The sequence below is a fragment of the Hymenobacter jejuensis genome (assembly GCF_006337165.1).
GTDB lineage: Bacteria > Bacteroidota > Bacteroidia > Cytophagales > Hymenobacteraceae > Hymenobacter > Hymenobacter jejuensis.
Map to the genome: position 1 here is coordinate 813425 of NZ_CP040896.1, position 13118 is coordinate 826542.

A 13118-nucleotide genomic window follows, 5' to 3' on the forward strand; every position below is an offset into this window, starting at 1 on the left:
TTTGATTGTTAGCCCAATAGCTTTACCTGCATAGCTTCATCGAGCAGCCGCTGCTTCTCGATGGGCACTACGCCTACCTGCTCGCACACCAAGCCGCCGCCTAGGTTGGCCAAAGCCGCTAACACCGGCGGCGCTACGCCCAAAGCCACGCACAAGGCCGCAATGCTGATCACCGTATCGCCGGCCCCGGATACGTCGGATATCATGCGTACGTGCGCCGGAATGTAGGTACGGCCTGTCGCGGCTGACTCACTAAAAACTCCTCTCTCTGAGAGCGTTACCAATATTATTTCGGGCTGTAGCAACTCGCGCAAGCGATCTACGGCGGCTTCAAACATGGGTCGGTCGGCGGTAGTATCGTCGAAATCCAGCTTCAGGCCTTCGCGCAGTTCCTTCAGATTGGGCTTAAAGAGCGTGCACTGCGTATAGGCTAGGAAATTCTTCTTTTTCGGGTCGACTACTGTGGGCACGCCGTGCTTGCGGGCCAGCGTGACAAAGTGCTGAATACTAGCCTGGTTCAGCACGCCTTTATCGTAATCTTCGAAGATAACCACGTCGGCGCGGGGCAATAAGGCTTCGTAACGGGCTACCAGCAGTTGACTTTCTTCGGCGTTCAGATCGTGCTCTACTTCCGAATCGATGCGCAACAGGTGTTGTCCGGCCGCCAGAATGCGTTGCTTTACGGTAGTCGGGCGGTGCGAACTACGCACAATACCTTCGGCCGATAGTTCTTTATCTTGCAGTAAACCAAGCAGTTGATCGCCGCCAGCGTCGTCGCCTACTACGGCGCAGAGCAACGGCGTGGCGCCCATCGCCTGCACGTTCAGGGCAACGTTGGCGGCCCCGCCCAAGCGCTGCTCGGTACGGCTGACGTTTACAACTGGCACCGGCGCCTCCGGCGAAAGACGCCCGGCCTTGCCCCACACGTACGCGTCCATCATCACATCGCCCACAATCAGAACCGTAAGCCGGTTGAAGGCGTCAAACAAATCGGGAAGCGCAGTGGGCGACGGAGCAGTGGGCATTGCAGTGATTTGAAATGAAGGCGCAAAGGTAGAATGCATTTTTCGCATGCAAGACGCCAAGTTCAACTTAGCCCCTTGATATGGCTTCAGGGATGCTTCCCACTCGATTTTGGCAGGAAATCTTGCTCCGAAAACCAAAGCCGCAGTGTCAGAATTGCTCTAAAACCAAAAGAACGCACCGCAGCGCGTTCTTTTGCAAACTATTGATACACAAATAGTTACACCAACCGCTTAAGACTGTCTTTGATTCGCAGAAATGCTTCCCGCAGCTTTTCATCGGCGGCAGCTGTGCTGAAGCGCACGCAGCTAGGGGCGCCAAAAGCTTCCCCCGATACGGCCGCTACGTGGGCATCGTTGAGGAGGAACATCGCTAGGTCCGTGGCATTTTCGATAACGGAACCGTCGGGGGCCGTTTTGCCAAAAAAGCCGCTTACATCAGGGAAAATGTAGAAGGCGCCGCTGGGTTTGGGCGTGATAAGTCCTTCAATATCAGCCACTAGCTCCAGCACCAAATCGCGGCGGCGGCGGTAGGCTTCTACCATTTCATCGGCCGAAGAACGACCGCCCTTCAAGGCAGCCAGCGCGGCGCGTTGCGCAATGGAGCAGGTGCCGGAAGTAATTTGGCTCTGCATTTTCTCGCAAGCCGACGCAATTTGCTTGTGCGCCGCCAGGTAGCCCACGCGCCACCCCGTCATGGCGTAGCCTTTGGAGAACCCGTTGACGGTGATAACGCGATCTTTAATCTCATCAAATTGTGCGATGCTGACGTGCTCGCCCACAAAGTTGATGTACTCGTAGATCTCGTCGGCAATGATGTGCACCTGCGGGTAGCGTGCTACCACGGCCGCAATCTCGGCCAGCTCCTCGCGCGAAAATACCGAGCCCGTAGGGTTGCAGGGCGAGGAGTACATGATGAGTTTGGTGCGTGGCGTGATGGCGGCTTCGAGCTGCGCGGCCGTCACTTTGAAGTCGTTTTCGAGCGCGCCCATCAGTGTAACCGAAACGCCCTCGGCCAGCCGCACCATCTCTTCGTAGCTCACCCAGTAAGGCGCAAACACGATGACCTCTTCGCCGGGGTTCACCAGACTCAGCACGGTATTGGCCAGAGCTTGCTTGGCGCCGGTGCTGACCACGATGTTTTCGCACTCGTAGTCTAAATGGTTTTCGCGCTTCAGCTTGTCGGCAATGGCTTGGCGCAGATCCACGTAGCCGGGCACTGGCGTATACTTGGTGTAGCCTTCGTCGAGGGCCTGCTTGGCGGCGTCCTTGATGTATTCAGGCGTTTGAAAATCGGGTTCGCCGAAGCTCAGATTGATGACGTCAATGCCTTGGGCGATCAATTCGCGGGCCTTTTTGGCCATGGCAATGGTCTGCGATTCTTGTAACGCGCTGATGCGATCGGATAAAACGGAGGCAGCAAGTGCAGCGGAATTGGCCATAGGAAACGAAACTGAGTAGAATGGGGCAAAAGTACGGAGAATGTGGGTAGCCCTTAGAAAGCTACCGGCGTCTCCCTTCCACGGTTAATGTAAGGGATACGACCAACTCGACAGGCAATTTCTCTATTTTTTGGTTGATGATTTCCTTTCGGTGCCCAACCACCGAAAGTGGCGGAACATAATCCGCAAATCGGCCGAAGGCTCGTAGTCTTTGGCATAAAGCAGCTCCAGGCGCCGGCGGGCGGCTGCCGTGAGCGTCACGGCCGCGTCGGCCGCATCGGCGGGCGACAGCACTGCGCGCGCCGTACGACGCGGGCCGGCCGCGTAGCGCAGCCCTACCCACGTGTAGCCTCCTGCTAATACACGCAAGCAATTGCGCACAAACCCCATTTTGTTTTGCTCAGCCCAGATCAGCACAGGTGCCCCAAGCAGCAGCCCAAGGCTGAAGCACACGTCGAGCAGGCGTTTGTTGCGGACTTGTTGGGGTTGAAACAGGTTCAGGGCGATGTCGAGAGCATAATAATCGCCGGGCGCGTCTTTGCTGGAGCTGCCAATGATGTATTCGCTGTCCTGCGGCAAGATTTTGTAAGCTACCGTCTGGTGTTCGTGCAAGCTCACCATCAGAGCTATTATCTGGCTGGCTGACAGATCTTTACCACAAAATATCAACTCATTAAGCTCATAGACCTGAATGATGTCGTCGAGCTGGCGCACCTCGCCCAGCAAATCGCCGACGGGCGAAGCGGGTGCTTCGGCAGGCTCGAAGTCTGTAGCCGTGGCCATGACGGCATCGGGTATCGGCACCGGGCTTACGTAGCCAATCACGCGCGCCTGCACACCCGAGGCTTCCAGCAGGTGGCGCACCCGAACGCTTTCCTCCCACGACCCGACGATGGCGACGTTTTTGTGCCGACGCTCGCTCAGGCGAAAATTGCGATAGCGCACAAAATGCTCCAGGGCCCGTCTTCCTGCCAAAGCCGCCACACTCCAGACACCGCCCAGAATAATGAGCGCTTTGGAAAAACGGTACGCATCTAGGAAGTTGGAAAAGGCTGAAATCAGGATGGTACCGACGAATATGCCGCGCACGATGCGCGAGGTTTTCGTGGGCCGGTCGTAAGCACCCGCCAGGTAAGCCGACCCGAGCCACACGGCAATGTAAGCCGGCACCGCCACGAGCATAAATTGCGGCGGATACGGTACCCGGACGTATTTGTGGTTGTTTTCCCAGTACGTTTTCAGCAAGTACATGCCGGCGTAAATCAGGCCGGCATCGAGCAGCACGGGAGCGGCCTGCACCAGCAGCCGCCGAGCCACGGCCATGCCGGCCCGCAGCCAGATGGCCAAGTTGATGAGCACTGAAAAGATGCCCGCTCGCCCCGGCGCGAAGTGCTTGCGGGCAAAGATGACCATTGCCCGGTAGAACACGATCACATAATTGACGCTCGTGCGCTTCGTGCTTTCGCCCTTGTAGTGAATGATGCGCGTACCGGGAAAGTAGTAGTTTTTCCAGCCACCGCGGGTGAGCCGGTACGAGAGGTCGATGTCCTCGCCGTACATGAAATAGTCTTCATCGAGCAGCCCAACTTGGTCCAGCGCTTCGCGGCGCAGCAGCATAAACGCCCCGCTCAGCACATCGACCTCATGTATCTGATCCTTAGGCAGATACCCCAGATGGTAGCGGCCAAATAAACGAGATTTCGGGAAAAGCTTGGCGAGCCCAAATACCTTGTAAAAAGCCACCCAAGGCGTAGGCAGCCCGCGCTTGCTTTCGGGCAGAAACTCGCCCTGCCCGTCCAGCATTTTTACCCCCAAGCCGCCCCCGTTGGGATGTTGGTCCAGAAAATCGCAGCAGGCCCGGAAGGTATCTTCCTCGACTACCGTATCGGGGTTGAGCAGCAGAATATATTGGCCCCGCGCCTGCCGAATGGCTTGGTTATTAGCTTTGGAGAAACCCGGATTGTCTTGATTTTCAAGCAGAATCACTTCCGGGAATCGGGTGCGTACCATTGCCACGGAGCCATCCACGGAGTTGTTGTCGACGACAAACACCTCGGCGGGCGCGCCCAGCTTTTCCACCGCCCGCCGCACCGACAGCAGCGTCTGCTCCAGGAAATAGCAGACGTTATAGTTGACTATGACGACGGATAGCTTCACGGGGCGCAGAAAGCAAAGATTCGGGTGCTGCGAAAGGTAAGCAGAGTTGCCGCACCAAATGCACAAAGGGCGGAGCCTGCCCCGCCTGCCGTTGAAAGACTTACACTAGATAGTAACTCTAGCGCTGCAAATCAAACTCGACAGGCGGCGGCAGAATCCGCCCCTACCGCTTCTATACGCTTCGTTAGCGCACTTGCCGCTGGCGCTCCACAATGCTGCGGCCCAACGTAACCTCGTCGGTATACTCCAGCTCGCCGCCCACCGGAATGCCGCGGGCAATGCTGCTGATGTGCACCTCCGGAAACTCCTTGAGCTTGCGCGACAAATAAAACGCCGTCGTGTCGCCTTCCATCGTAGGGCTGATGGCCAGGATGATTTCCTTGATTTCGGACTCCGGAATGCGCTGCATCAGCGTATCGATGTGCAAATCGGAGGGGCCGACGCCCTCGATGGGCGAAATCACGCCGCCCAGCACGTGGTACACACCCTGGTACTGGCCCGTGTTCTCAATGGCAATCACGTCGCGGATGTCCGAAACCACGCACACCGTGCCATGATCGCGGAGCTTGTTGGCGCAAATGCTGCATTCCTCCGTGTCGGAGATGTTGTGGCAGGTGTCGCAATACGTGATTTCAAAGCGCATTTTGGCCAGTGCTTCGGCCAGCGAACTCGTGGTTTCGGTTTCGGCTTTGAGCAGGTGCAACGCCAACCGCAGCGCGGTTTTGCGCCCAATGCCCGGCAGCTTAGCCAGCTCCCCTACGGCGTTCTCTATCAGTTTGGAAGGAAATTCCATCTAAATACAAGTAATTGATTATCAATTGCTTACAAAACAGGTCTTGGTATATGAAACAATAGCGGTTCGCTTTTCTACCAGAGTGAAAAGCGAACCGCTACCTGTGTTTGCTACCAAATACTACATTACGTCGGCCGAAATGCCGCGGTCGTGGATGGCAGTGCACATGTCGGCCAGCTCGTCGTAAGCGCCGTGCTTTACCGTGCATTGCCCTTTGTAGTGAATAAGCAGCGTGCACTGCTCGGCCTGTTCGGCTTCGTGGCCGCACACGTCGATGAGGGTCTGGATGACGTGCTCAAAGGTGTTGACGTCGTCGTTGTACACGATCAGGTCGCGCACATCGATGGTTTCCTCCAGTAGCAGTACGTCCTCGTCGTAATCGATTTGCGGTTTGGTATTCATAGTGCAAAAATACGGAAAATCAGGCAAAAAGTGCATTGATATGCCCCGTCGGCCTTCTATAACCCCTTGGCTGGCAGAATCGTTTCGTCGTATTCGGCTTTATCTATACTACCCAAACCGCCCTCAATCCGTAGGCTGCAACGAGTACGCCGCACTCCGAAATCCGGCGTACTTTCGGCCTTCTTCCCGCCTCTCCCCGGTCCTAACTGACTCTCCCTAATGCCTGTTCCTTCCGCCGATTTCAAAAAGGCCCTCAAACGCCTCTCCGACAAGGAGAAGGAAACCCTGCTGCTGCGCGCCGTGCGCCGCGATGCCGAGCTGTACGAAACCTTCGCCTACGAGCTACTGCCCGACGTAACGCTGGAGCAGGTGTTCGAAGAAACCTCCGACCGCATCCACGAGTTGTTCAACGTGGCCGTGACGGGCCGCCTGCTCAACCGCAGCCTCAACAAAGCGCTTTCCAAAGCCACCAAGGAAACAGCCCGCGCCCGCCGCATTACCAAAGACAAGCGCCTGGAAGTCGACCTGAACCTGTACACGCTGCGGCTGATTTTCGACAACTACACCGGTCAGTTCGAAAGCGTATACAACGGTTTTTTTGTGAGCACCGCGCGTCTGGCGGCCCGCACCACGCAGCTGATTTTGCAGAACTTACACGAGGATTTGTGGCTCGAATACAAGTCGGAAGTAGATGAGTTTTTGGGGCAGCTACACGGGCGCAGCAAGAGCCGCAACCTTAAGTTTGTACTACCTTACGAGCTGCCTATTCCAAGCTAAATACTTTACTTTTAGCACCTTCTGAATTTTATAACCTAAGCCGGATAATGTTATAATTATAAAGGAATATAAGGGTGCGCACTTGGTGAAGAAAAGATGAAGTATAGTTTTGCATCAAACACGATTATCACTGTTTGCCCGATTCTTCACTTCATCCTTTGCTTTATTCTATGCTCAAAAACTTTACTTATTTCCTGACAGGCAGCACCCTGCTAATGGCCACCGGATGCGCTGGCAGCTACGCACCTATTCGCCCGAACCGGATAGCGAGCTATCAATCCGTTACTTCGCAGAATGCGCCTATCAGCTTTGGCTACCAGTACAGCGCTCTTGCCACGGGCGGCCACAACAAGAAGTACGTTAAGAGAGAACGCAAGCGCGGCTACCAAGTAGTGGCCGTTCGCGTGACCAACAACACGGCTTCGGAGCTGAACTTCTCTCGCGACACGGAGCTGTACTTCGGCGACCGGCCGGTGCAGCCGGTGCCCTCCTTGCAGGCCTCCCTCGACCTGAAACAGGGCGTTTGGATTTACCTGCTCTACCTCATGGCCAATGTGAATGTGGGCGGCACGTATAACGCGAATACAGGCCAGACGACCGGCGCTACTTTTCTGCCAACGGGCTTTGCCATCGCGGGCGGCAACATTCTGGGCGCCAGTGCAGCCAATAAGAACCTCCAGCGCGAGTTTACCAGCTTCGACCTGACGAACCGGTTCATCAAACCCGGCGAAACCGTTTACGGAATCGTGAGCCTGCGGGAAGCCGGCTTATCGCCCCTGCACCTGGTGCTGCGCAACAACGCGGTCACGGTGCAGCCAACGCCCACGGCGGCGCCTGCTACCCCGTCGGTGCCCGCTGCGGCGCCCGAAGCAGCACCTGCTTCCCCTACTCAGCCAGCGCCCGCGTCCTCAGGCTCTGGCCGCTAGACAGGACAACGAACCAACAAAAAAGGCTTCTCCTGAACAGGAGAAGCCTTTTTTGTTGTTGCAACGGGTATGTATAACGCGCTTATTATAAGCACGTTGCGAAATTATTGCTTGGCGATTACGTTGAAGTTCAACGTGAATTCGTCGTAGATGGCTTTGTCGCCAATGCCTTCGAAGAACGACTTCGAGCCGTATTTGATGTCGTATTTGGTGCGGTCGATGGTAGCCGTGCCGCTAGCAGCCGCTACGCCGTTTTTCACGCCTACTTTCGCCGGGAACGTCACAGGATTGGTTTTGCCCTTGATGGTCAGGTCGCCGGTGATGGTGGCGTTGTTGGCGTTGGCAGCAGCACCTTTAATCGGCGTTACGCTCGTGATTTTGAAAGTAGCCGTTGGGTACTTCGCGATGCTGAAGAAATCATCCGAATTCATGTGGCCCATGAACTTGCCGTTGTTTTCGGCGTCGGTGATGTCGGTAGCTTTCAGCGTTTTCATGTCCACGGTAGCCGTACCGCCGATCAGTTGATTGCCTTTTACAACCAATTGACCATCAGAGAATTGCAGGGTGCCGTTGTGGCCGTGGGTTACGGCTTTGGCGTCCCAGCCCAAGGTGCTGAGTTGGGGTTGCAGCTTATAAACAGTACCGGCAGCTTTGGTCGTGCGGGGCGCAGTCTTGGTGGCAGCAGGATTTTCGGCGTAAGTCGAAGAAGTGAACAGGGTGGCCACTACCAGGGCCGACAGAGCAATTTTTTTCATGAGTGAAAAAAGAAAAGTAACTGAAAGCCGTCAGTCGCGGATTTTATCTAGTAAAGCGTTGAGTTGGGCGGCTTCGCCCTCGCTGAGGTTGCTTAGGCCTGTATGCTGATTGGCGACCTCGTCCATGCTGAGCAGCAGGTTGAGGCCTTGTTCGGTGATGCGAATGTCCACGGCCCGCCGGTTGGAGGGGCACACGGTGCGGGTTACCAGCTGTTTCGCTTCCAGCTTATCCACGATGCGAGAGGCGTTGCTGGTCTTATCCAACATCCTCTCAATCAAGAGATTAACGGTAGAAGGCTTGGGGTGCTGGCCCCGTAGAATGCGTAGTACATTGTATTGAGGCAACGTAATGCCAAAATCGCGGAAGGCAGCTGCTTGCCGCTGCTCTAGCCAACCAGCTGTGTACACCGTGTTGATGTAGGCTTTCTGGTATTCGTTTTTGAAAGTGCGCTGCTTGATCTCGTCTTCAATTTTCATAGAAAGCATAAGCCGTTACCGGAATGCGTTGCAAATATATGTACATACATTTAATGTTGCAACATGGTTCCGAAGATTTTTGAAAATATTCCTATAAACCTGCCTTTGTAGCTTTCTCTTACGCTTTCGCGTAAGAGAAAGCTCATCCCTCTCCCCTGATTTTCATCTCCATGAACCGCGTCTTCCCCTCTGCTCTTTTGGCCTTGTCTCTCTTGCTACCGCTGGCTGCTGCGGCTCAATCCAAAACCGCGCCCAAAGCTGCCGGCGCGGTATCGGCCAACTCTACCGACCAGTTTTTGATGAAAGACGGCGCGGTAGTGTTGCGGCAGGGCACAAAAATCACGCCTCTTACCAAAAATGTGCAGCTCGCCAACGGCACCAAAGTCAACTACAAAAGCGGTATTGTGGAGCTGCCGGTAGGCAAAATGACCACGCTGCGCGAAGGCGACTACGTGACCATGCAGGGCGATATCGTGTTTGCGACGCCCGCCAGCGCCGCTGCCGCGCGCGGCGACAATTCGGTGCCTGCCACGGCACAATACCAGCAGTACATCGACCGCGACACGCCTAGCAGCGCCGCCGAGATGGAAAGCCGCCTTACGAGCCTAAACAGCAAGATCACGCTGATGGCCCAGAAAATTCAGCTGCTCAACGACAAGATCTCGCTGCTCAGCAGCGGCCAGCGCCCGGCCAATACAACCCAGATTGATCAGAAACTCAAAGCGCTCGACCAGCAACTCAGCCAAGTCAAATAAGGTTTGGCTAGCGTGGTTCGGTTAGCAAGGCAAGCGCCGGCACCTCGGTTTGGGGCCGGAGCAAGCCGTCAGCTTCGGTAACCAGCCCGAAAGGTTCGTCGCGCACGACGAGCATACCATCAAGGTCGCAGATTTGAGCTAAGCTACTGACTTGCAGCGCCGACCAGATGCCCAGCGTTGTTTCCACCATGCAGCCAAGCATCGTTTGGAGGCCGTGAGATTGCGTCTGGCGCAACAGGCGCACGCCATTTAGGTAGCCGCCGGCCTTCATCAGCTTCATGTTTACGCCGTGAAATTGCTGCGCGATGTCGCCAAAGTCGGCAGCGTCGGTCACCGATTCGTCGGCGAAAAGCGGATAGGGCACGCGCGAGCGCAAGTAGCGGTAATGGTCGGCGCAGGCGGCCGGCAGCGGCTGCTCAAGAGCCCGCACCGAAAGAGCGGGTAGCGTTGCGGCCTGCTCCAAAAATCGCAGCAAGCTGTCGGCATCGTGCCAGGCCTCGTTGCCGTCGATGATGAGCGGCCGACCGGGCAACAGCCGGTTTAGCTCGCGGAGTAAGTCAAAGCCACTTTCTTGGTTCACCTTGATTTTCAAAAGCTTAAACCGCTCCATGCGCTGCTCCCGCACGAAAGCAGCCACGGCACCCGGCTCCATAATCGGGAGCGTGAAGGCCGTAGGCACGGCTGCGGCCGGCGCAGACAACCCCAGCACCTGCGCTACCGATCGGCCGGTGCGCAAGGCCTCGCGGTGCACATACGCCGACTCAATAGCAAACCGCAAGGCATGGGCCGGCGCATTTGCGTTGAGAAATTCGTCGAGTTCAGCCAACGATTTAACTTTAGCTAAACCATTGACAATCATTTGATTAAAATTCAAAGCCAATTCAGCGGGCACTTCGCCGTAGCGGACGTTGGGCGCTGCTTCACCCCACCCAACGGGGCCGCCTTCCGAGTCGCGCACCGATACAATCAGATTGGTTTTGGCATCGGAAGCATTGCGGGAAATCTTCCAGGTGAAGCGCAACGGTAGTTCGTAAGGTTCCAGCGACCAAGTGAGCATGCAAAGAGGGCTTAACGGGTGTTCGGCGCTGTTGTAGAGTCAGTAGCAGGCGCGACACAGCATTCGAAACCGAAAGATATCCACCGGGATTCAATAACCGATGGCGGACACCCGCAACTGGCAACGGACAAAACTTATCTTTGCTGAGTTTCGCCTCTCACCCCCTTGCATTTTCCGCATGAAGTTTTCGCGCCTCGTTCCGCTGGCAGGCATCCTTTTCCTGATTGCCTTAGCTCTTACTATTTTTCAGGTTTACAATCCCGACTCGCTCTCGGTTCAGGTGCCCCGCATTGCGCGTTGGCTGTTTTTGTTGGCGCTGGCGGCCTACGCGGCCCAGCGCCGCTCGCTCACGTTCTGGATTGTGGTCAGCATGTTTGTGGGCGCCGAGTTTGGGCACGACTTCCCGGCCATGGCCCTGAACATGAAGGTGCTCAGCGATGCGTTTTTACGCTTGGTAAAAACCATCATTGCCCCTCTGGTTTTCGCCACGCTGGTAGTCGGCATTGCTGGCCACGCCGACCTGAAGCAGGTGGGCAAAATGGGACTGAAAGCGCTGGTGTACTTCGAAATTGTCACCACGTTCGCGCTGTTCATTGGGTTGGCGGCCATTAATATTTCGCGGGCCGGCGTGGGCGTCAGCCAGGCCGGCGCCGATACTGGGGCAGAAAAGCTGCAAGCGGTCAGCCAAACCGCTTCGGATATTATTCTGCACATCTTTCCCGAGAACATTGCTAAGTCGGTAGCCGAAGGGCAAGTGCTTCAGGTAGTGATCTTTGCCATCATTTTCGCTATTGGCCTGGCCATGGTGCACGAGAAGCACCGCCGCCCCATGCTGGTGTGGGCCGAAAGCCTGTCGGAAGTGATGTTCAAATTCACCAACGTGGTGATGTTTTTTGCGCCGCTGGGCGTGGGCGGCGCACTGGCGTACACGGTGGGCAAAATGGGTTTTGCCCCGCTGCTGAATGCTGCCCAACTGCTCCTGACGCTGTATGCGGCGCTCTTTGCGTTTCTGCTGCTGGTGCTGCTGCCCATCGCCCTGATTGCCCGCATCCCGGTCAAACGCTTCGTGCAAGCCATCGCCGAACCCGTGAGCATTGCCTTTGCCACCACCAGCTCCGAAGCCGCGTTGCCGCGGGCTATGGAAGCGATGGAAAGCATCGGTGTGCCACGCCGCATTGTTGCGTTCGTCATGCCAACGGGCTATTCCTTCAACCTCGACGGCACGACGCTGTATCTATCACTGGCTGCGGTATTTGTGGCGCAGGCCGCCGGCGTCGACCTGTCGTTTGGGCAGCAGCTGGTGATGGTCTTCACCCTCATGCTTACCTCCAAAGGCGTAGCCGGTGTGCCGCGCGCGTCGCTCGTGATTCTGCTGGCTACGGTAGCATCGTTTAACCTGCCGGCATGGCCGGTTTTCATCATTTTGGGCATTGATGCCCTCATGGACATGGCCCGCACAGCCGTGAACGTCATTGGCAATTGCCTGGCCTCGGCGGTCGTGGCCCGGTGGGAAGGCGAATTTATCGACGATTACTACGGTGAGCCCCTTACCGAGCTGGCCGAAACCGATCGCAGCGTAGCCCAACAGCTGCATTAAAGTCAAAATCCTCACGGGCAAGCCCTTGCCGAAAGCACCTGCGGAAAATGCAGGTGCTTTTTTGTTTAATCACATTACCCAATTTTACCCTGCAAGAGATCAAACATTTTAGAAGAATATTAGTATAAATGTTATTTCATACTACTTGGAAAGCCAGTAGATTTGTTACCTCTCTCGGGCTTACAAACTTGATTTTCAGGTAATATGAAACATTTTTTACGCTCAACATTCCTTCTTTTGCTCAGCGGGGCCACATTAGCAGGATGCAAATCGGCTGACCAGGCTATGTTTCGCACGCCTAGTGCCAGTCTTTCGACTCGCCTGCCTACGCTGGAGGTAGCTGTGCAGACAGGACCGCTGGCGGCTTCCGACGGAGCCCTGCCCGAAGACCCACAAAAGCTGTTTCAAAACGAAATCAACCAAAACATTACCGATTCGGGCGATAGCCTGCTGTTTGGCTACGCCCGCCTCCAGGTAACCGAGGCTACTGCCGCCCGCGCAGGCCGCGGTTTCCAGGCTTTCCAGATGCTGACCTTCATGGCACCGAGCCTTTTCGGGATGCCCCTAGAATATCGCCGGACCAGCCTGCGCGCCGAAGTCCAGATTATGAACGACCGGGGCCAGGTTATCGGCACCTATGAAGGCATTGGCCGCTCCAATGTGCGGGTCGCCATGTACCACGGCTATTCGCAGAGCGATGCGCCCCGCCTGGCCGATGCCGATGCGTTGCGCCTCGCCCTTGCCCAGATTCGCCCGCAGCTGGAAACCGATTCCGACACGCTGCGCATGCAACTACTTGCCACTGAGCCCATTGACCAAAACGCCATTAAGCTGGAAATGCACGAAATCAACGTATCGCCTTTCCCCGAAGGCATCAAGCGGAGCATTGTAAGCGCAGGACTATAACAACGGAGAAAAACATAATTACATAAATATCTCATTGTCAAGTATTTACAAA

Annotated in this window: 13 protein-coding genes; 5 read left to right on the forward strand and 8 right to left on the reverse strand. The window is 55.9% G+C overall.

The features are described from left to right. Positions 1-8: 8 nt before the first annotated feature. The 5 genes from FHG12_RS03120 to FHG12_RS03140 all read right to left on the reverse strand — a co-directional run bounded on the left by FHG12_RS03120 (position 9) and on the right by FHG12_RS03140 (position 5816). Positions 9-1025, reverse strand: a complete 1017-nt coding sequence (locus tag FHG12_RS03120; protein ID WP_139514230.1) for a bifunctional heptose 7-phosphate kinase/heptose 1-phosphate adenyltransferase — start codon at positions 1023-1025, stop codon at positions 9-11. Between the two features lie 218 nt (positions 1026-1243). After that, the gene (locus FHG12_RS03125) at positions 1244-2464 is read right to left on the reverse strand and encodes a pyridoxal phosphate-dependent aminotransferase (protein WP_139514231.1); all 1221 of its coding nucleotides are present in this window, start codon (positions 2462-2464) and stop codon (positions 1244-1246) included. Between the two features lie 123 nt (positions 2465-2587). Continuing rightward, positions 2588-4621, reverse strand: coding sequence for a glycosyltransferase (locus tag FHG12_RS03130; protein WP_139514232.1), 2034 nt, complete (start codon positions 4619-4621; stop codon positions 2588-2590). 184 nt (positions 4622-4805) lie between these two features. Next, on the reverse strand, positions 4806-5414 hold the full coding sequence (gene recR / locus FHG12_RS03135) for a recombination mediator RecR (protein ID WP_139514233.1): 609 nt from the start codon (positions 5412-5414) through the stop codon (positions 4806-4808). A 120-nt stretch (positions 5415-5534) separates the two neighbouring features. Beyond that, complete coding sequence (locus FHG12_RS03140; protein ID WP_139514234.1) at positions 5535-5816, reverse strand: ATP-dependent Clp protease adaptor ClpS; 282 nt, start codon at positions 5814-5816, stop codon at positions 5535-5537. 219 nt (positions 5817-6035) lie between these two features. On the opposite strand from FHG12_RS03140, the gene FHG12_RS03145 reads away from it, so the two are divergent. Both FHG12_RS03145 and FHG12_RS03150 read left to right on the forward strand, forming a co-directional pair. Further along, positions 6036-6593, forward strand: coding sequence for a hypothetical protein (locus tag FHG12_RS03145; RefSeq protein WP_139514235.1), 558 nt, complete (start codon positions 6036-6038; stop codon positions 6591-6593). A gap of 170 nt (positions 6594-6763) precedes the next feature. After that, positions 6764-7519 carry a hypothetical protein gene (locus FHG12_RS03150; RefSeq protein ID WP_139514236.1) on the forward strand — a complete coding sequence of 252 codons (756 nt, stop codon included), beginning with the start codon at positions 6764-6766 and terminating at the stop codon, positions 7517-7519. 104 nt (positions 7520-7623) lie between these two features. On the opposite strand, the gene FHG12_RS03155 is transcribed toward FHG12_RS03150, so the two are convergent. Both FHG12_RS03155 and FHG12_RS03160 read right to left on the reverse strand, forming a co-directional pair. Then, on the reverse strand, positions 7624-8274 hold the full coding sequence (locus FHG12_RS03155; protein WP_139514237.1) for a YceI family protein: 651 nt from the start codon (positions 8272-8274) through the stop codon (positions 7624-7626). 30 nt (positions 8275-8304) lie between these two features. After that, complete coding sequence (locus FHG12_RS03160) at positions 8305-8751, reverse strand: MarR family winged helix-turn-helix transcriptional regulator (protein ID WP_139514238.1); 447 nt, start codon at positions 8749-8751, stop codon at positions 8305-8307. Positions 8752-8954: 203 nt separating this feature from the next. Here FHG12_RS03160 and FHG12_RS03165 point away from each other — a divergent pair, with 203 nt between their 5' ends. Further along, positions 8955-9506, forward strand: coding sequence for a DUF6799 domain-containing protein (locus FHG12_RS03165; protein WP_139514239.1), 552 nt, complete (start codon positions 8955-8957; stop codon positions 9504-9506). Between the two features lie 7 nt (positions 9507-9513). Here FHG12_RS03165 and FHG12_RS03170 read toward each other — a convergent pair whose 3' ends face one another. Beyond that, positions 9514-10563, reverse strand: coding sequence for an enolase C-terminal domain-like protein (locus tag FHG12_RS03170; protein ID WP_139514240.1), 1050 nt, complete (start codon positions 10561-10563; stop codon positions 9514-9516). 178 nt (positions 10564-10741) lie between these two features. On the opposite strand from FHG12_RS03170, the gene FHG12_RS03175 reads away from it, so the two are divergent. Both FHG12_RS03175 and FHG12_RS03180 read left to right on the forward strand, forming a co-directional pair. Next, complete coding sequence (locus tag FHG12_RS03175) at positions 10742-12160, forward strand: dicarboxylate/amino acid:cation symporter (RefSeq protein ID WP_139514241.1); 1419 nt, start codon at positions 10742-10744, stop codon at positions 12158-12160. 285 nt (positions 12161-12445) lie between these two features. Continuing rightward, complete coding sequence (locus tag FHG12_RS03180; protein ID WP_139514242.1) at positions 12446-13066, forward strand: hypothetical protein; 621 nt, start codon at positions 12446-12448, stop codon at positions 13064-13066. Positions 13067-13118: the final 52 nt, after the last annotated feature.